Source organism: Sulfitobacter sp. UBA1132 (assembly GCF_002311545.1).
In the GTDB taxonomy this organism is placed as follows: Bacteria; Pseudomonadota; Alphaproteobacteria; order Rhodobacterales; family Rhodobacteraceae; genus Sulfitobacter; species Sulfitobacter pontiacus.
Genome location: NZ_DCAN01000019.1, coordinates 347,393 through 366,397 on the forward strand (window position 1 = coordinate 347,393; position 19,005 = coordinate 366,397).

19 protein-coding genes are annotated in these 19,005 nt (G+C 62.5%); 14 read left to right on the plus strand and 5 right to left on the minus strand.

All coding sequences use genetic code 11. The annotated features are described in order from the left end of the window. Positions 1-7: 7 nt before the first annotated feature. The 3 genes from B4F27_RS15440 to glmU are packed head-to-tail and all read right to left on the minus strand — an operon-like array spanning position 8 to position 3,917. Entirely contained in the window at positions 8-745 is a 738-nt protein-coding gene (locus B4F27_RS15440; RefSeq protein WP_286760073.1) for a DNA alkylation repair protein, read from the minus strand. Beyond that, the gene (glmS, locus tag B4F27_RS15445) at positions 742-2,562 is read right to left on the minus strand and encodes a glutamine--fructose-6-phosphate transaminase (isomerizing) (RefSeq protein WP_286760074.1); all 1,821 of its coding nucleotides are present in this window, start codon (positions 2,560-2,562) and stop codon (positions 742-744) included. The genes B4F27_RS15440 and glmS overlap by 4 nt, the downstream gene beginning before the upstream one ends. 2 nt (positions 2,563-2,564) lie before the next feature. Next, entirely contained in the window at positions 2,565-3,917 is a 1,353-nt protein-coding gene (gene glmU, locus B4F27_RS15450) for a bifunctional UDP-N-acetylglucosamine diphosphorylase/glucosamine-1-phosphate N-acetyltransferase GlmU (RefSeq protein WP_286760075.1), read from the minus strand. 118 nt (positions 3,918-4,035) lie between these two features. Between glmU and B4F27_RS15455 the strand changes: the two genes are divergently transcribed. Further along, positions 4,036-4,707 (plus strand): HAD-IA family hydrolase, encoded by a 672-nt coding sequence (locus tag B4F27_RS15455; RefSeq protein WP_005854024.1) that lies wholly within the window; start codon positions 4,036-4,038, stop codon positions 4,705-4,707. A 1-nt stretch (position 4,708) separates the two neighbouring features. Then, the gene (locus B4F27_RS15460; protein WP_286760076.1) at positions 4,709-5,914 is read left to right on the plus strand and encodes a DegT/DnrJ/EryC1/StrS family aminotransferase; all 1,206 of its coding nucleotides are present in this window, start codon (positions 4,709-4,711) and stop codon (positions 5,912-5,914) included. Here the strand turns inward: B4F27_RS15460 and B4F27_RS15465 are convergent. After that, complete coding sequence (locus B4F27_RS15465) at positions 5,911-6,312, minus strand: VOC family protein (protein ID WP_286760077.1); 402 nt, start codon at positions 6,310-6,312, stop codon at positions 5,911-5,913. The two genes, B4F27_RS15460 and B4F27_RS15465, sit on opposite strands and share 4 nt — an antisense overlap. A gap of 139 nt (positions 6,313-6,451) precedes the next feature. Next, on the minus strand, positions 6,452-6,922 hold the full coding sequence (locus B4F27_RS15470) for a pyridoxamine 5'-phosphate oxidase family protein (RefSeq protein ID WP_005854017.1): 471 nt from the start codon (positions 6,920-6,922) through the stop codon (positions 6,452-6,454). 146 nt (positions 6,923-7,068) lie between these two features. Here B4F27_RS15470 and B4F27_RS15475 point away from each other — a divergent pair, with 146 nt between their 5' ends. The 12 genes from B4F27_RS15475 to B4F27_RS15530 all read left to right on the plus strand — a co-directional run bounded on the left by B4F27_RS15475 (position 7,069) and on the right by B4F27_RS15530 (position 18,999). After that, positions 7,069-8,232 carry an isovaleryl-CoA dehydrogenase gene (locus B4F27_RS15475; protein ID WP_005854015.1) on the plus strand — a complete coding sequence of 388 codons (1,164 nt, stop codon included), beginning with the start codon at positions 7,069-7,071 and terminating at the stop codon, positions 8,230-8,232. After that, positions 8,229-8,720 carry a lysozyme inhibitor LprI family protein gene (locus B4F27_RS15480; RefSeq protein ID WP_286760078.1) on the plus strand — a complete coding sequence of 164 codons (492 nt, stop codon included), beginning with the start codon at positions 8,229-8,231 and terminating at the stop codon, positions 8,718-8,720. The genes B4F27_RS15475 and B4F27_RS15480 overlap by 4 nt, the downstream gene beginning before the upstream one ends. Beyond that, complete coding sequence (locus tag B4F27_RS15485) at positions 8,720-10,243, plus strand: AMP-binding protein (protein WP_286760079.1); 1,524 nt, start codon at positions 8,720-8,722, stop codon at positions 10,241-10,243. The genes B4F27_RS15480 and B4F27_RS15485 overlap by 1 nt, the downstream gene beginning before the upstream one ends. A gap of 52 nt (positions 10,244-10,295) precedes the next feature. Further along, positions 10,296-11,900 (plus strand): carboxyl transferase domain-containing protein, encoded by a 1,605-nt coding sequence (locus tag B4F27_RS15490; RefSeq protein ID WP_005854009.1) that lies wholly within the window; start codon positions 10,296-10,298, stop codon positions 11,898-11,900. 157 nt (positions 11,901-12,057) lie between these two features. Further along, positions 12,058-13,992 (plus strand): acetyl/propionyl/methylcrotonyl-CoA carboxylase subunit alpha, encoded by a 1,935-nt coding sequence (locus B4F27_RS15495; RefSeq protein ID WP_286760080.1) that lies wholly within the window; start codon positions 12,058-12,060, stop codon positions 13,990-13,992. Between the two features lie 11 nt (positions 13,993-14,003). Then, positions 14,004-14,669, plus strand: coding sequence for a glutathione S-transferase family protein (locus B4F27_RS15500; RefSeq protein WP_074634426.1), 666 nt, complete (start codon positions 14,004-14,006; stop codon positions 14,667-14,669). Between the two features lie 53 nt (positions 14,670-14,722). After that, entirely contained in the window at positions 14,723-15,580 is an 858-nt protein-coding gene (locus tag B4F27_RS15505; RefSeq protein ID WP_286760081.1) for a hydroxymethylglutaryl-CoA lyase, read from the plus strand. Further along, positions 15,580-16,365 carry a crotonase/enoyl-CoA hydratase family protein gene (locus tag B4F27_RS15510; protein WP_009824867.1) on the plus strand — a complete coding sequence of 262 codons (786 nt, stop codon included), beginning with the start codon at positions 15,580-15,582 and terminating at the stop codon, positions 16,363-16,365. Before B4F27_RS15505 ends, B4F27_RS15510 begins: the two co-directional genes overlap by 1 nt. Before the next feature lie 56 nt (positions 16,366-16,421). Then, on the plus strand, positions 16,422-17,321 hold the full coding sequence (locus tag B4F27_RS15515) for an NAD-dependent epimerase/dehydratase family protein (RefSeq protein ID WP_286760082.1): 900 nt from the start codon (positions 16,422-16,424) through the stop codon (positions 17,319-17,321). A 170-nt stretch (positions 17,322-17,491) separates the two neighbouring features. Continuing rightward, on the plus strand, positions 17,492-17,857 hold the full coding sequence (locus B4F27_RS15520; protein WP_005854000.1) for an NADH-quinone oxidoreductase subunit A: 366 nt from the start codon (positions 17,492-17,494) through the stop codon (positions 17,855-17,857). Continuing rightward, positions 17,848-18,384, plus strand: a complete 537-nt coding sequence (locus B4F27_RS15525; RefSeq protein WP_005853998.1) for a NuoB/complex I 20 kDa subunit family protein — start codon at positions 17,848-17,850, stop codon at positions 18,382-18,384. Before B4F27_RS15520 ends, B4F27_RS15525 begins: the two co-directional genes overlap by 10 nt. Positions 18,385-18,393: 9 nt before the next feature. Next, positions 18,394-18,999, plus strand: coding sequence for an NADH-quinone oxidoreductase subunit C (locus B4F27_RS15530; RefSeq protein ID WP_237279467.1), 606 nt, complete (start codon positions 18,394-18,396; stop codon positions 18,997-18,999). Positions 19,000-19,005 lie beyond the last annotated feature (6 nt).

Here is a 19,005-nt window from a genome sequence, read left to right on the forward strand (position 1 = left end):
GTAGGGATCAGCTATCTGATGCGGGGGCTTCGTCTTCCGCCGCCACCGGGGCTTCCAGCGGGAAATCCGGCATATGGCGCGCGGCTTCCTTGATCGCATAGGGTTTGAGCGTGGCGCGGTTGTCCTCGATAAAGGCGGCGGCGCGCACAGGGTCATGACGGCTGAGGTCGCGGACCCACCACGCGATGGCCTTTTGCAGGATGCCGTTCTTGACCGGCAGATACCCCGCTGCCCACCCAAGGATACGCTCGCGCGCGTCCAGCTCTTCGGGCTTGGGGTTGTTCTGCTTGGTCCAGGGCAGGGTGGCGACAAGCGCCGCCCGCTTCGACCAGAGTTCGCCCGATTGGGTCCAGGTCTCGACCACATCCAGACGTTGAGGGTCTGCCAGCAACCGTTTTTGCGCCGCCATGCAGGCATGATCCGCGATGGCCCAGCTGTCGAAATCCGGTACCCAGCTTTGGATCAACTGCCAGGCGGGTTCGTCATCCGGGCGCAGGCGGGCCTGGGTCAACAGCTTGGCCGCCGCCACCCGCGCCTCGAAGATATCCGTTTGCCACAGGGCATCGGCCAGCGCGATCCGGTCGGTCAGCGACAGCTCGGCCCGCCACGCTTTGGTCAGATCGTTGATCTGCGGATTGGCAACGCCCAGATAGGGGCGATCCACCTTGTGATAGGCCTGCATTTTCTCGACAGCGGCGGGATCAGCCAGTTCGTTCAGCTGCGCCATATAGGGGGCAAGGTTCATTCCACAGTCACCGATTTTGCCAGGTTGCGCGGTTGGTCGACATCGGTGCCTTTAGCAATCGCGGTGTGATAGGCCAGCAGTTGCGCCGGGATCGCATAGAGGATGGGAGCGAGCGCATCGGCAACGGGGGGCATTTCGATCTGCCCCCACGTGCCTTCGGCGGCTTCATCCAGCCCCGCACGATCCGAGATCAGGATCACTTTGCCCTTGCGCGCCATGACTTCTTGCATGTTGCTGACGGACTTGTCGAAGAGCGTGTCGTTGGGGGCCATGACCACCACAGGCACGTTTTCGTCGATCAGCGCGATCGGGCCGTGTTTAAGTTCTCCCGACGCATAAGCTTCGGCGTGTATATAGCTGATTTCTTTCAGTTTTAGCGCGCCCTCAAGAGCGAGGGGGAACATCGCGCCACGCCCCAGGAACAACACGTCACGGGCCGAGGAAAGCTTGTAGGCTTCGTCCCTCAGGGCGGCGTTCTGTTCGAGCGCGGTGTTGATCAGCGACGGCATCGACCGCAGACCAGAGACATAATCGGCCAGCTCTTCCTTGGTGATCGCGCCGCGGTCCACGGCAGCTTTCAGCACCATCAGGAACAAGACGGTCAACTGGCAGGTGAAGGCTTTGGTAGAGGCGACGCCCACCTCGACACCGGCGTGGATCGGCAGCGCCAGACTGCTTTCCCGCGCGATGGAGGATTCAGTCACATTGACCACCGAAGTGATGAGATCGGCCTTGCCCGCGCAATAGCGCAGCGCGGCCAGCGTGTCGGCGGTTTCGCCCGACTGGCTGACAAACAGCGCCATGGTCCGGTCCGAGATGGGCGGTTCGCGATAGCGGAATTCCGACGCGACATCGACCTCGACCGGCATGCGAGCGATCTGTTCGAACCAGTATTTCGCGGTCAGGCAGGCGTAGAAGGCCGTGCCGCAGGCGACCATGGTGATACGGTCGATCTTGGTGAAATCGAGCCCCGGATCGGGCAGCATGATCTCTCCGTCCGCGGTGAGGTAGCGCGACAGGGCCTCGCCAATGACGGCGGGCTGCTCTGCGATCTCTTTCGCCATAAAGTGCTTGTGGCCGGCCTTGTCGATGCGGGTGGTATCCAGACTGATCTTCTTGACCACACGGTCAACAGGGGCATCATCGGCGTCGTAAATCTTGACCGACGTGCGGGTCAGCACGGCGCGGTCGCCTTCCTCGAGGTAGGTCACACGGTCCGTCATGGGCGACAGCGCAATCGCGTCGCTGCCCAGATACATCTCGTTGTCGCCATAGCCGACGGCTAGCGGGGCCCCCTTGCGCGCGCCGATCATCAGATCGTCTTCACCGTCAAACAGGAACGCCAGTGCGAAAGCCCCATGCAGCCGCGCAATGGTCTTGGTCGCGGCGTCTACAGGGCCCAGCCCTTCGGCCATGTATTTCTGGGTGAGTAGCACGACCGTTTCCGTATCCGTCTCGGTCACGAATTCAACGCCGTCCTTGGACAGTTCGGCCCGCAGCTCGCGGAAGTTTTCGATGATGCCATTATGCACAACGGCCACGGGCCCCGCCTGATGCGGGTGCGCATTGGTGACCGATGGTGCGCCATGGGTCGCCCAACGGGTATGCCCGATGCCCGACTTCCCGGCGAGCGGTTCGTGCACCAGCAAATCCGACAGGTTCACCAGTTTGCCGACCGCGCGGCGGCGGTCCAGCTTGCCCGCGTCAATCGTCGCGATACCGGCGCTGTCATAGCCGCGATATTCCAGACGTTTCAGGGCTTCGACAAGGGTAGGCGCAACTTCGTGTTGGCCAAGGATACCGACAATACCACACATGATTAGCTGCCTCTCTGCTGTTTGGCCTTCTTGGCCTTTAACATTTCCAACAATTTCCGCGCCATGCCCGGTTTCTCGACTTGATGCGCGCGCGCCAGCGCCAATGCGTCCGCCTCCACATCCGAGGTGATGACCGACCCCGATCCTGTCATGGCCCCGTCGCCGATATGCACGGGGGCCACCAGCATGGTGTTCGACCCGATAAAGGCGTTGGCCCCGATATGGGTGTGGTGCTTCATCACGCCGTCATAGTTGCAGGTGATCGTGCCCGCGCCGATATTGGCTTTGGCGCCGATGGTCGCGTCGCCGATATAGCTCAGGTGGTTCACCTTGGCCCCTTCGGCGATCTGCGCGTTCTTGACCTCGACAAAGTTGCCAATGCGCACATCCTCGGACAGCTCTGCACCGGGGCGCAGGCGGGCGTAGGGGCCAATGACCCCGCCGCGGGCGACGTGGCAGCCTTCAAGGTGGCTGAAGGCGCGGATGGTGGCACCGGATTCAATCGTCACGCCGGGGCCAAAGACCACATTGGGTTCGATCACCGTGTCGCGGCCGATATAGGTGTCGCGGGCGAAATAGACCGTCTCGGGGGCCATCAGCGTGATACCGTCCTCAAGCATGGCTGCACGAGCGCGCGACTGGAACGCGGCGTCGGCAGCGGCCAGATCCGCGCGGGAGTTCACGCCCATCGTCTCGGCCTCGTCACAGGTGACGGCAGTGGCTTTCAGCCCGCGTTCCCGTGCAATGCCGATGATATCGGTGAGGTAGTATTCTTCCGATGCGTTGTCGTTGCCGACCGCATCAATCAGATCAAACAGCAGGTCGGATTTGCACGCGACAACGCCGCTATTACAAAGGGTTATAGCGCGTTCTTGATCCGTGGCATCCTTGTATTCAACGATGCGGTCAAGGCTGTCGCCCTGCATTACCAAACGGCCATAGCGGGCAGGATCAGCGGCGTCGAAGCCCAGCACGACGACATCATTCGTCTCAAGTGCCGCGCACATGTTTTCAAGCGTTTCGGTCTGCACGAAAGGCGTATCGCCATAAAGCACGATGGCCGTGCCGTCGAAGCCTGCCAGCGCCTCGCGCGCCTGACCAACGGCGTGGGCGGTGCCCAATTGTTCCTCTTGCACGACGACCTGTGCTTCGTCGTCAAACGCCTGCGCTGCGGCGCGGACCTGATCTGCCCCGTGGCCTGCAACAACGACCGTGCGGGCAGGCGACAGCGCGGCACCTGATGCCATGGCGTGCTCTAACAATGGTGCGTGGGCGACCGCATGCAGAACCTTGGGCAGATCCGATTGCATACGGGTACCTTTGCCTGCGGCCAAAAGGATCAGTGCAACTTCCATGTATAATCTCTTTAATCAATTTAATGTCTGCTCTCTTTACCTTGTTGGCGATTTTGCGCAAGGCTAGGGGTCATCAAAGAAGATTTCCGCCTGCAACACATTCAGCAAAGGAATGCCGATGAAAACAGTCGTATTCGACCTCGACGGAACGCTCGCGGACACCAGCGGAGACCTGATCGCCGCGGCCAATGCCTGTTTCCGCGACATGGGCGAGGGCGATGTGCTGGATGCCAAGACCGATGCAGGCACGGCGCTGAAAGGCGGCCGCGCGATGCTGCGGTTGGGCATGGAGCGTTTGGGGCGCGCCGACGACGCCGAGACCATCGACCGCTACTATCCCATGCTGCTCGAAGCCTATGGCCGCGAGATCGACACCCATACCGTGCTTTACCCCGGCGCGATGGAGGCGGTGGAGGCATTGAAAGCCGCGGGCTACCGCGTGGCGATATGCACCAACAAACCCGAGGGGCTGGCCCATACGCTGCTGACCAAGCTTGGCGTGCGCGATGCCTTTGGCGCGATGGTGGGGGCCGACACGCTGGCGATCCGCAAGCCCGATCCGGAGCATCTGTTCGAAACCGCGCGGCGTGCCGGGGGCGACCCCGCGCTGTGCTTGCTTGTGGGCGATACCAATACCGACCGCGAGACGGCGCGCGCGGCGGGTGTGCCTTGCGTGTTGGTCTCCTTCGGTCCCTCGGGCGATGATATGGCAGCACTTGGCCCCGAAGCCCTGCTGGACCACTATGACGACCTGCCCGACATCGTCACCCGTCTGATCGGTGCCGTCTGACATGGTATCTGACACGGCAGAGGTGTTCGCCGGCAGCTTCACCCAGCAAGAACCGATCCCCGAGGAAGCCATCGACGCCGCCGTCGCCGTGATGCGCCACGGGCGGTTGCACCGCTATAACACCGCGCCCTGCGAAATCGCCGAGGCCGCGCTGCTAGAGCAGGAGTTCGCCGCGATGGTGAGCGCGCAATACTGCCTTGCCGTGGCCTCGGGGGGCTATGCCATCGCGACCGCCTTGCGGGCTGTTGGTGTCAAGCCGGGGGATCGGGTGCTGTCCAACGCTTTCACGCTGGCCCCCGTGCCGGGCGCGATTGCCGCGGTCGGGGCCACGCCGATCTTTGTCGATGTCACCCAAGGGCTGGTGATCGATCTGGAGGATCTAGCCGCCAAGCTGGATCAGGCGCGGGTGCTGCTGCTAAGCCATATGCGCGGGCATATCTGCGATATGGACCGGTTGATGGCGCTTTGTGACGCCGCCGGTGTCACCGTGGTAGAGGATTGCGCCCATACCATGGGGGCAAGCTGGAACGGCGTGCCCTCGGGGCGGCATGGGGCGGTGGGGTGCTATTCCTGCCAGACCTACAAACACGTCAACGCGGGCGAGGGCGGGCTGCTGGTCACCGACGATGCAGCACTCGCGGCGCGGGCGATCATGCTCTCAGGGTCCTATATGCTTTATGACCGGCATTTGGCGGGGCCGCCGCCCGAAGCCTTCGAGACGGTGAAATACGACACGCCGAATATCTCTGGCCGGATGGATAACCTGCGCGCGGCGATCCTGCGGCCGCAGCTCAAGCGGCTTGAGGCACAGATCGACGGGTGGAATGCGCGGTATCACGTGTTTCAGGACGGCTTGCGCGACACGCCGGGCCTGACCCTCATCGACCGCCCGGCGGTGGAGCGCTTTGTCGGATCGTCGTTCCAGTTCCTGCTGTCTGGTTGGGCCCCCGAGGCCATTACATCAATGCTGACCCGCTGCGCCGCCCGCGGGGTGGAACTGAAGTGGTTCGGCGGGGCGGAGCCTGTGGGCTTTACCAGCCGCTACGATTCATGGCGTTATGCCGAACCCTCTGCGCTACCCGCCAGCGATGCGGTGCTTGCCAGTATCATCGACATGCGCGTTCCGCTGACATTCTCTTTGGACGACTGCGCGCTGATCGCACGGATCATTCGCGCGGAAGTCTCGGCGGTGTTCCAGCAGGGCTAGGCCGCGCCGGGGGTCGCCATCTGGATCAACTGGATAAGGTTCCCGCAGGTGTCATCCAGCACCGCCATGCGGACAGGGCCGGCATCAATAGGGTCTTGGGTGAAGACGACACCGCTGTCGGTCAGCCGTTTGACTTCGGCATCCAGATCCTCAACCTGAAAGGAATGGGCCGCGATCCCGTCCTCCACCAGCGCCTGTTTGTAGGGGCCAACGGCGCGGTGATCGCTGGGCTCTAGCAAAAGCTCTGTCCCGTCGGGCTGGTCGGGCGATACCACGGTGAGCCAGCGGTGCGTCCCGAGGGGGATATCGTTCTTCACCTCAAATCCCAGCTTGTCGCAGTAGAACTTCTGGGCCTTGTCTTGGTCGTCAACGAAGATGCTTGTCACATAGATTTTCATATCGATTCATCCGTTCATGGCTGTATCGGGCCGGGTCTGATGCAAAGCCCGCGGGTGTTCGGCAGCACCCTAGCATGGCATCACGAAAAGGGCAGGCACAACGGCCCGCCCTTGATGTGAATAGTGGCATGTCCGCCGTTCAGAACCGGATCGTCCCATGTTCGCCCGCATCCGGAACCTGTTTGGTCACATTGGCTTTGGCGATCTCGTAAAGGAAGGACAGGCTGCCGCCGGTCAGCCAGACCTCCGCCTGTTTGAGGTCCATGCGCACAAGTTGCACGTCGTCATCCTTGCGTCCGTCCTTGAACCACGCGGCGGCAAAGGCGTTCCACAACTCGTCCAGTTTGGCAGGGTCGGTCACAGCCTGAACGGTACCGTCGATCCGGGCGTATAGGTGTTCGTCCTTGCTGGTCACCAGATATTCGGCCGCAGCACCGGTCTGGGCGGATTTCGCCAGATCGGTGTCCCGCGCGGTGATGAACCAAAGGCAGTTGGCGTCGTGGTCGGCATAGTGGCTCATGGGGATGGCGCGGGCGGTATCGGTGGCCAGCATGCCGATGCGGGTGTCGTCTACGCGGTCCCAGAATTCTTTCTTCAATGACGTGCTCATATGGGGGCGTCCTTTCTATCCTGTGTCACGGGGGTAACATCGGCGGCGCGGGTGCAGTTCCGCGCAGCCTGCGACATTTGCTTGACCGAATCCGCGAGAAGTGTAGTGTAATGAACAACTGTTCAATAAACTCGGGGGAGGGGTCTATGTTCAACACCACCATGAAATTCGATCTGGGCGACGACGTGAACGAGATGCGCGATATGGTGCACCGTTGGGCGCAGGAACGGGTCAAACCGATGGCCGCCGAGATCGACACCAAGAACGAATTCCCGCCCGCGCTCTGGGAAGAGATGGGCAGCCTTGGTCTGCTGGGCATGACGGTCGAGGAAGAATTCGGCGGCTCGGGCATGGGTTATGTCGCGCACACCGTCGCGGTTGAAGAAATCGCACGCGCTTCCGCCTCGGTCTCCCTGTCCTACGGGGCGCATTCGAACCTCTGCGTCAATCAGATCCGTCTCAACGGCAGTCCCGAGCAGAAGGCGAAATTCCTGCCGGGCCTGTGCTCGGGTCAACATGTGGGCGCGCTGGCGATGTCCGAACCCTCTGCGGGCAGCGACGTGGTGTCGATGAAACTGCGCGCCGAAAAGCGCAATGATCACTACCGCCTGTCGGGCAACAAATACTGGATCACCAACGGCCCTGACGCCGACACGCTGGTGGTCTATGCCAAGACCGACCCCGATGCCGGATCGAAAGGCATCACCGCCTTCCTGATCGAGAAATCCATGAAAGGCTTCACCACCAGCCCGCATTTCGACAAGCTTGGCATGCGCGGGTCCAACACGGCAGAGCTGATCTTTGACGATGTCGAAGTCCCGTTTGAAAACGTTCTGGGAGAAGAGGGGCGCGGCGTGGCGGTGCTGATGTCGGGGCTTGATTACGAACGCGTGGTGCTGGCAGGGATTGGTCTGGGGATCATGGCCGCCTGTCTGGACGAGATCATGCCCTATATGGTCGAGCGTAAACAATTCGGGCAGCCCATCGGGAACTTCCAGCTGATGCAGGGCAAGATGGCGGATATGTACACCGCGATGAATTCGGCCCGCGCCTATGTTTACGAGGTCGCCAAGGCCTGTGATCGCGGTGATGTCACCCGTGCGGATGCCGCCGCCTGCTGCCTTTATGCCAGCGAAGAGGCGATGAAACAGGCGCATCAGGCGGTGCAGGCCATGGGCGGGGCGGGCTACCTGTCGGACAACCCCGTGGGGCGCATCTTCCGCGATGCCAAGCTGATGGAGATCGGGGCAGGCACCTCTGAAATCCGCCGGATGCTGGTGGGCCGCGAGATGATGGGAGCGATGGCGTGAAGCGCGTCGCCCTTGCCCTGATGCTCTGCGCCTCACCGCTTGCCGCGCAGGATCTGCAATATACCGATCGCGGCACGGAGATTTGCCTCGCCGACGCCGATGGTTTTGCCGCCGAGATGGCCTGCGTCGGTGTCTCTGCGAACCAGTGTATGGAGGATTCTCCGGGCGGGAGCAGCACCTATGGTATGGGCGGGTGTCTGGACCGTGAGCTGCAATTCTGGGACCAGCGGTTGAACGATAATTACGCCGCGGTGATGGTGCAGGCCAAACGGATGGATGCCGATGCGATCCCGGGGCCCGAGGGAAGCCCCGGCGTGGCGGATGCCCTGCGCGAGATGCAGCGGGCGTGGATCGTGTTCCGCGACAAGGCGTGCACCTACGAAGCCTCGCTTTGGCAGGGGGGCACGGGGCGCGGACCTGCGGCGATCAACTGTCTGATGCAACAGACCGCGCGGCAGGCTTTGTCGCTGGACGTATGGGAAGGCTGATGGCTGACGTCCTGCCAGGTCTGGACGCAACGGGCGCGTGGGAGATTCCGGCGCGGCTGAACATGGCGGCGCAATGTCTGTCCCATGACCCCGCGCGGCTTGCGATCATTGATCTGACAGGTGACGCGCGACGCGATGTCAGCTTTGGCACCCTGTCCGATATGGTCGACGGACTGGCCCGCGCCTTGGCGCAGCGGGTGCAGGCAGGCGACCGTGTGGGCGTGCTGCTGGGGCAAAGCCCGTGGTGTGCTGCGGCCCATCTGGCGATCTGGAAAATCGGCGCGATTTCAGTGCCTTTGTTCAAACTCTTCAAGTATGATGCCCTTGCGTCGCGGGTGCGTGATGCGGGCGTGACGCTGGTGCTGACCGATCCCGAAGGGCGCGATCTGCTGGGGGGGCTGGCGACGCCCATGATGGCAGATAGCGTCGGCGTGGCGGGGGATCCTGTCGGCTTTGCCGACACCGGCCCTGACGATCCGGCGGTGCTGATCTATACCTCGGGCACGACGGGGTCGCCCAAGGGTGCGCTGCATGGCCATCGGGTGCTGACGGGCCATCTGCCCGGCGTCTCGCTCAGCCATGACGTGCTGGGGCAGAACGGCGACTGCCTTTGGACGCCTGCGGATTGGGCGTGGATCGGCGGGCTGTTCGATGTGGCAATGCCCGCGTTGGCGCTTGGCGTGCCCGTTGTCGCGGCGCGCTTGGCGAAATTCTCGCCCGAGGCCTGTGCGCGCATTATCCGTGATGGCGATGTGCGCAACGTGTTCTTCCCCCCGACCGCGCTGCGGATGCTCAAGGCCGAGGGAGCCACGATCGCGGGGCTACGCTCTGTCGCATCGGGCGGCGAGCCTTTGGGGGCCGAGATGCTGGCATGGGGGCAACACGCCTTTGGCGTGACGATCAATGAATTTTACGGGCAGACCGAATGTAATATGGTCGCCACTAGCGCGGGCAGCCAATTCCCGCCGCGCCCCGGTTGCATCGGTAAACCTGTGCCGGGCCATGACGTCGCGGTGCTGGATGATGACGGTGCGCCGACGGCAGGCGAAGGCGATGTCGCCATCCGCAAGGGATCAGCCGCGATGATGCTGGGCTATTGGCAGCGCCCCGACGAGACAGCACAGAAATTCCGGGGTGACTGGATGCTGACCGGCGATCGCGGCGTGTTCGACGGTGAATACCTGCGCTTTATCGGGCGCGAGGATGATGTGATCACCTCAAGCGGCTATCGCATCGGTCCGGCAGAGATCGAGGATTGCCTGCTGACCCATCCCGATGTGGCAACCTGCGGTGTGGTGGGCAAGCCCGACCCGCTGCGGACAGAGATCGTCAAAGCCTATGTCGTGCGCAAATCCGGTGCGACTGTCGATGAACAGACCCTGCAAGACTGGGTGAAAACCCGCCTTGCCAGCTATTCCTACCCGCGCGAGGTGGCCTTTCTGGATGCCTTGCCGATGACCGTCACAGGCAAGGTGATCCGCCGCGCGCTGAAAGCCCGCGCCGCTGCCGAAGGGGCTGCGTGATGCAATACCCGACTGTGACGTCCCCCCATTCCATCCGATCAAGGAGACCGACATGAAGCTGATTTCGCAAGCCTTGCCCTCGTCCGAAAGCTTCAAGGCGAATGAGGCGGCACATTTGGCTGCCCTGCAAACCATCCGCGAGGCGGCGGATGCGGCGGAACTGGGCGGCGGCGAGAAATCTCGCGCGCGTCACGTGAGCCGCGGCAAGATGCTGCCCCGCGAACGGGTGGCCAATCTGCTCGACCCCGGATCGCCCTTCCTTGAGGTTGGTGCGCTGGCGGCGCATGGGCTTTATGGTGGGGCCGCCCCAGCGGCGGGCGTGATCGCGGGCGTCGGCAAGGTTCAGGGCATCGACTGCATGATCGTGTGCAACGACGCTACGGTGAAGGGCGGCACCTATTTCCCGATGAGCGTCAAAAAACACTTGCGCGCCCAAGAGATCGCCGAGGAAAACCATCTGCCCTGCATCTATCTGGTCGATAGCGGCGGCGCGAACCTGCCCAATCAGGACGAGGTCTTTCCCGACCGTGACCACTTTGGCCGGATTTTCTATAATCAGGCGCGGATGAGCGGCAAGGGCATCCCCCAGATCGCGGTGGTCATGGGATCGTGCACCGCGGGCGGGGCCTATGTGCCCGCGATGTCGGATGTGTCGATCATCGTGAAGGAACAGGGCACAATCTTTTTGGCCGGTCCGCCGCTGGTCAAGGCCGCCACGGGCGAGGTGGTCAGCGCCGAGGATCTGGGCGGTGGCGATGTGCATACCCGTCTGTCAGGTGTGGCCGACTATCTGGCCGAGGATGACGCCCACGCGCTGGCCTTGGCACGACGCGCTGTGGCGGGATTGAACCGCGCGGCCCCGATGAATGTGCAATGGCAACCCGCCGAAGACCCTGCCTATGATCCGGCCGAGATGCTGGGCGTTGTCCCCGCCGATCTGCGCACGCCCTATGACATCCGCGAAGTCATCATGCGGCTGGTCGATGGCAGTCGCTTCGACGAATTCAAGGCGCGCTTTGGCGAGACGCTGGTCTGCGGTTTCGCCCATGTGAAAGGCTGCCCCGTCGGTATCATCGCCAACAATGGCGTCTTGTTCTCGGAATCCGCCCAGAAAGGCGCGCATTTCGTCGAACTCTGTTCGCAGCGCAAGATCCCGCTGGTGTTCTTGCAAAACATCACCGGCTTCATGGTCGGCCGCAAATACGAGAACGAAGGCATCGCGCGGCACGGGGCCAAGATGGTGACGGCTGTCGCCTCGACCAATGTGCCCAAGATCACCATGCTGGTGGGCGGGTCGTTCGGGGCGGGCAACTATGGTATGGCGGGACGCGCCTATTCCCCGCGCTTCATGTGGACATGGCCGAACTCGCGCATTTCGGTCATGGGCGGTGCGCAGGCGGCGGGTGTTCTGGCAACGGTAAAACGCGATGCGATCGAACGCGCGGGCGACAGCTGGACCGAGGAAGAAGAGACCGCGTTCAAGCAGCCCACGATTGATATGTTCGAGGAACAGTCGCATCCGCTTTATGCGACCGCACGGCTTTGGGATGACGGTGTGATCGACCCGCGCCACAGCCGCGAGGTGCTGTCGCTGTCGCTACGCGCCAGTTTGAACGCACCGATCGAGGATACGAAGTTTGGTGTGTTCCGGATGTAGGCTGCGGTTGGCCTTTATGCGGCCGGGGGCCAGCCCAAGTTTTTAATTAAGCCGGGGGCCAGCCCAAGACTTTTTATAAGGCCGGGGGCCAGCCCCCGGGGACCCCCGGAGTTTAAGGGGCAAAATGAAGATAAGATGGATGTGAGGGAACTGCGTGATGTTTGATACGATCCTGATTGCGAACCGGGGCGAGATTGCTTGCCGCGTGATGGAGACAGCGCAGGCCATGGGGGTGCGCTGCGTGGCGGTCTATTCCGACGCGGACCGCGCGGCGAAACATGTGGCGATGGCGGATACGGCGGTGCATATCGGCGGGTCGGCCCCTGCGGATAGCTATCTGCGCGGCGAGGTGATCATTCAGGCGGCACTGGATACGGGCGCTCAGGCGATCCATCCGGGCTATGGCTTTTTGTCCGAGAACCCCGATTTCGTGGATGCGGTAGAGGCGGCGGGGCTGGTCTTTATCGGCCCGTCGGCCAAGGCCATTCGCGCGATGGGGCTTAAAGATGCCGCCAAGGCATTGATGGTCGAGGCGGGCGTGCCGGTTGTGCCGGGGTATCACGGGGCCGATCAGGATGACGCGCTGCTGGCGGCAGAGGCGGATAAGATCGGCTATCCGGTGTTGATCAAGGCCGTCGCCGGTGGGGGTGGCAAGGGCATGCGGCTGGTGGAGGCGGCGGACGGTTTTCAGGCCGCGCTGGAGAGTGCGCGCTCCGAGGCCAAGACAGCCTTTGGCAACGCCGATGTGCTGGTCGAGAAATTCGTCACCAAACCGCGCCATATCGAGGTGCAGGTCTTTGGCGACGGCAAAAAGGCCGTGCATCTGTTTGAACGCGATTGCTCGCTTCAGCGGCGCCACCAGAAGGTGATCGAGGAGGCTCCGGCCCCCGGCATGACGCCCGAAATGCGCGAAGCGATGGGGCAGGCGGCCGTCACAGCAGCCGAGGCGATCGGCTATGCCGGGGCGGGCACGATTGAATTCATCGTCGACGGCTCTGGCGGGTTGCAGACGGACGGCTTCTTTTTCATGGAGATGAACACCCGTTTGCAGGTAGAACATCCCGTGACCGAGGCGATTACCGGCGTTGATCTGGTGGCCTGGCAGTTGCGCGTGGCGGCAGGCGAGGGGCTGCCCCTGCGCCAGGACGAATTGTCGATCCACGGACATGCGTTCGAGGCGCGGCTTTATGCGGAGGATGTGCCCAAGGGCTTCCTGCCCGCCACGGGCACCTTGACACATTTGCAGTTCACGCCCGCCTGCCGTGCCGACAGCGGTGTGCGCGCCGGCGATACGATCAGCCCGTTTTATGATCCGATGATTGCCAAGGTGATCGTGCATGGCGACACGCGCGAGATTGCCCTGTCGCGCCTACGCGCGGCGCTGACCGGCTGCGAGGTGGCGGGGACGGTGACAAACCTTGCGTTTCTCGGGGCTTTGGCGGCGCATGAAGGGTTTGCGGCGGGGGATGTGGATACCGGGCTGATCGCCCGTGACATTGATGCTTTGACCCAAGCGCCAGAGGTGGAGCCGCGCCATGCGGCGCTTGCCGGGATGGCGGCACTGTCGTTGCTGGATCCGGCAGAGGGCGCGGGATTTACGCTTTGGCAGCCGCTGCGCCGCGCGGTCGGATTGACCTGGGGCGGAGAGGATCATCTGCTGCAGGTGCAGGTCGTCTCGGCGGATCACCAGATCTGGACCGTGGACGGGACAGAGGTCGTGGCACAGCGCATCGGCGGGCGTTGGTCCGTGGGCGGGCAACAGGCAGCGGCTGTATCTGTCGCCGAGGGGCGCGTGACGGTCTTTGACGGTTATGGGCTGGTGTTTGACGTTATCGACCCGCTGGCCCGTGCCGCGGGTGGTCACGGCGATGGCAATCTGATCGAGGCCCCGATGCCCGGATTGGTGCGTGTCGTGGATGCCAAGGTCGGCCAGACGGTGACCAAGGGCGACCGCCTTGCGGTGCTGGAAGCCATGAAGATGGAGCACAGCCTGCTTGCCGCGCGCGATGGCGTGGTCGCCGAGGTTCTGGCGCAGGCTGGTGATCAGGTCGAGGCGGGTGTAGCACTGGTGCGGCTAGAGCCCGAGGCATAGGAGACCGCACCATGATTACCCTGCACCACGTCGAACAGACCCGTTCCATGCGCACCCTTTGGTTGCTGCACGAGCTGGAGGTGCCCTTCGAGGTGTCAATCCACGCCTTCGACAAATCCTTGCGTGATCCGGGCTATCTGGCAATTTCACCGGCGGGGCGTGTGCCCTCGCTCGAGATTGACGGGGAGCGCATGTTCGAGACGGGTGCCATCGCGGAATATCTTTGCGAACGGTTCAGCCCTGATCGGTTGGGGCGGATGCCGGGGGCGCCGGATCGCATGGCGTGGTTGGTGTGGATCCATTTTGCCGAGACGGTATCGCAGCATTGTGCCGCGCTGACCCAGCAGCATGTGGCGCTGCGCGATGATTCCATGCGCAGCCCCATCGTGATGAAGCTGGAAGCCGCGCGTTTGATGAAGTGTTACGACGCGATCGAGGCGCGATTGGGCGGCGGGATACTTTCACAGGATTATCTGTTGATGAGCGGTTTCACGGCGGCGGATGTGAACGTGGGGCAGGCGGTCTATATGGCGCAGCATTTCGCCAAGCTCGACAATCACCCCAATGTGGCGGCCTGGTATGCGCGCATCACCGACCGCGAGGCGTTCCAGCTGTCGCTGCCCAAAGACGTGCCGTTGTTTGACCGGACGTTTTTTGACCCGTGGCCGGTCGAGTGATGCTACCGTCGCGCAGGTGAGTTTATTTGGCAAAATGAAGGGGAGGGGGCGTTATGGATAAAGGGGTCTGCGAGATATTCGAGGTCGGTCCACGGGACGGGCTGCAAAACGAGGCGCGTGAAATTCCGGTGTCGGAGAAGATCGCGCTGGTCGACCTTCTGAGCCGTGCGGGGTTTTCCCGGATCGAGGTGGCGAGCTTTGTCAGCCCCAAATGGGTGCCGCAGATGGCCGGATCGGGTGAGGTTCTGGGCGGGATTGCTCGGGTCGAGGGGGTGCGTTATGCCGCGCTGACGCCGAATATGCGGGGCTACGAGGATGCGGTCGCGGCCAAAGCGGGAGAGATCGCGGTGTTCGCCTCGGCCAGCGAGGGGTTCAGCCAGAAGAATATCAACGCCAGCATCGAGGAGGCGTTCGAGCGTTTCGCGCCGATCCTAGAGCAGGCACGCCATGTGGATATGCCGGTGCGGGGCTATGTCTCGTGTGTGGTGGAATGCCCCTATGACGGGGCGGTTGCGCCATCCAAGGTGGCGGAAGTAGCGGATCGTCTGTTCTCTATGGGCTGCTATGAGGTCTCGCTTGGCGACACCATCGGGGCAGGCACGCCGGATACGATTGCGCGCATGTTGCTGGCGGTGCGCGATGTGGTGCCCGTGGGGCGTTTGGCCGGGCATTACCATGACACCAACGGGCGGGCGATGGACAATATTGATGCATCCCTGTCCATGGGCGTGAGGGTGTTCGATGCCGCCGTAGGCGGTTTGGGGGGGTGCCCCTATGCGCCGGGGGCTGCGGGCAATGTTGCCACGGAAAAGGTCAACGCGCATCTGATGGCGCTTGGCTATGACACCGGGTTGGATCAGGCGGTGATCGAGGAAGCCGCCGAGATGGCGCGGCGGATGAGGGTAGGATGATGTACGAGACACTGAAACTGGAGACCGACGCGCGCGGGGTCGCGACGTTGACGTTGGCGCGCGAGGAAAAGCACAACGCCATGTCCGCGCAGATGATCGCGGAGCTGACCGGGGCCGCCGCCGCCTTGGCCGCTGATGACGCTGTGCGGGTCGTGGTGCTGACCGGCGCGGGCAAAAGCTTTTGCGCGGGCGGTGATCTGGGCTGGATGCAGGCACAGCGCGATATGGATGGGCCGACACGCTCGGCCGAGGCAGGCAAGCTGGCCACGATGCTGGGCGCGCTGAACACGCTGCCCAAGCCCTTGATCGGTCGGGTGCAGGGCAACGCCTTTGGTGGCGGTGTCGGCATGGCCTCGGTCTGTGACGTGGCGATCGGGGTTGATACGTTGAAGATGGGGTTCACCGAGACGCGGCTGGGGATCATTCCGGCCACCATCGGCCCCTATGTGCTGGCCCGTATGGGCGAGGGGCGCGCGCGGCGTGTGTTCATGTCGGCCCGTCTGTTTGACGCGGCGGAGGCGGTCGATCTGGGCTTGCTGGCCCGTGCCGTGCCGGCAGATGCGCTGGACGCTGCGATCGAGGCCGAGGTCGTGCCCTATCTGTCCTGTGCGCCGGGGGCCGTGGCAGCGGCGAAACAGCTCGCGCGGGATCTGGGACCGCGGATCGACGCGCAGGTCGTGGACCATACCATCGCCGCATTGGCCGACCGCTGGGAAACCGAAGAGGCGGCCGAGGGAATCGGTGCCTTCTTCGACAAGCGCAAGGCGGCCTGGGTTACGGGTTGAAGCGGGGCGGCAAGGCTCTAGGCTTTGCCACGACATCAACGGCGAGAGAGGCCCCCATGCGTATTCTATTCACCGGCGGCAGCGGCAAAGCGGGGCGGCATGTGATCCCCTATCTGATGGATCAGGGGCATCAGGTGTTGAACGTGGACCAGCAGCCGCTGGATCACCCCAGCGTTGACAACCGCATTGCCGATATCACCGACGCGGGCCAGATGCATGATGTGATGCATAGTCTGATGAATCTGGGCGAACTGGATGAGGGCACCGGCGTGCAGGGGTTTGACGCCGTTGTGCATTTCGCCGCTGTGCCGCGCATCCTGATCACGTCGGATACAGAGGTGTTTCGGGTCAATACGCTTGGCACCTATCATGTCATTGATGCTGCCGTGAAGGCGGGGGTGCCTAAGATCATCTTTGCCTCATCCGAGACGACCTATGGCGTCTGCTTTGCCCAGGGGGAGCGCAAGCCCGACTATATCCCCGTCGATGAAGATCACCCGACCGTGCCCGAAGACAGCTATGCCATGTCCAAAGTCTGTAACGAGGCGACGGCGCGCAGCTTTCAGGCGCGCACGGGGGCGGATATCTACGGGTTGAGAATCAACAACGTGATCGAACCGCATGAATACGCCAGCCTTTTCCCCGGCTTCATTCACGACCCCGATCAACGGCGGCGCAATATCTTCGCCTATATCGATGCCCGCGATTTGGGGCAGATGGTGCAGCGCTGTCTTGATGTGGACGGCTTGGGCTACGAGGTGTTCAATGTAGCCAACGCCGACACCTCTGTCGCCGCACAAACCTCTGACTTGATTGATCGCTACTATAAAGACGTGCGCCAGACCCGCGATATGGGCCAGTTCGAGACATTCTACAGCATCGAAAAGGCGCGTGACCTGCTGGGGTTCGCGCCGCAGCACAGTTGGCGCGAGAGCCGCGATCTGCTGGAAAAATAGCGCCAATCCCGCGGGCGCGGGCAGGGTGTGCCGCGCCCCACGACAGGATGACGCAAATATGGCGGGCTCGGTTGACCCTGACCGGACAGCGGAGTAAACCGACCAAAGCCAATAGTGCCGTTTGGCTGACAGGGCGCGTGGCGCGTCGCATACGCAAAAGGAGCTTCCCCTTGGACGACATGATGCGGGAATACCTGCCGATCCTACTTTTTCTAGCCGTGGCGATTGTCCTTGGCATTGTTTTGATCCTGGCTGCCGTCGTGCTGGCCGTGCGCAACCCGGACCCTGAAAAAGTGTCGGCCTATGAATGCGGGTTCAACGCCTTTGACGACGCCCGGATGAAATTTGACGTGCGGTTCTACCTCGTGTCGATCCTGTTCATCATCTTTGACCTCGAAATCGCTTTTCTCTTCCCCTGGGCCGTGGCCTTTCAGGACGTGAGCATGGCCGGTTTCTGGTCGATGATGGTCTTTCTTGCCGTGCTGACCGCCGGCTTTGCATATGAGTGGAAAAAGGGAGCACTGGAATGGCAGTAGCAGCCGCCGGGGCCAATGTGGCCGGGATGGACCGCGATGTGGCCACCCAGAACCTGAACAAGGAACTGCAGGACAAGGGCTTCCTGCTGACCTCGACCGAAGACATTATCAACTGGGCCCGTACCGGCTCTCTGCACTGGATGACTTTTGGTCTGGCCTGCTGCGCCGTCGAGATGATGCACACCTCGATGCCGCGCTACGATCTGGAACGTTTTGGCACCGCACCACGCGCGTCTCCGCGTCAGTCGGACCTGATGATTGTTGCGGGCACGCTGACCAACAAGATGGCGCCGGCCCTGCGCAAGGTCTATGACCAGATGCCGGAACCGCGCTATGTGATCTCTATGGGGTCTTGCGCCAATGGCGGCGGCTATTACCACTACAGCTATTCCGTGGTGCGCGGCTGTGACCGTGTCGTGCCTGTCGATGTCTATGTGCCCGGCTGCCCCCCCACGGCAGAGGCGTTGCTTTATGGTATCATGCAGCTGCAGCGCAAAATCCGCCGCACCGGCACAATTGTTCGCTAAGGGGCTGATATGTCAGAACAACTGAACGAACTTGGCGCGTATATCGAAGCGAAACGCCCCGACTGTATCCTCGGCTGGGACATCGCCTTTGACGAGCTGAACATGGATGTCACCCAGGCCAATCTGCCCGGTCTGGTAGAATTTATCAAAAGCGACGCGACCTGCCGTTTCTCCTCGCTGGTGGATATCACCGCGGTGGATTACCCGGGCCGCGCCAAACGCTTTGATGTCGTCTATCATTTCCTGTCGATGTACCAGAACCAGCGCATCCGCTTGCGCGTCGCCGCGCGCGAAGAGGATATGGTCCCCTCGATCGTCGATATCCACCCCTCGGCCAATTGGTTCGAACGCGAGGTCTTTGACATGTTCGGCATCATCTTTGCCGGCCACCCCGACCTGCGTCGCCTGCTGACCGACTACGGGTTCCGCGGCTACCCGCTGCGTAAGGATTTCCCAACCACCGGCTATACCGAAGTCCGCTATGACGAGAGCGAAAAGCGCGTGGTCTATGAACCCGTGAGCCTCGTTCAGGAATATCGCCAGTTCGACTTTATGTCGCCTTGGGAAGGGGCCGAATATATTCTGCCGGGCGATGAAAAGCCGGAGGCCAAATAATGGGGG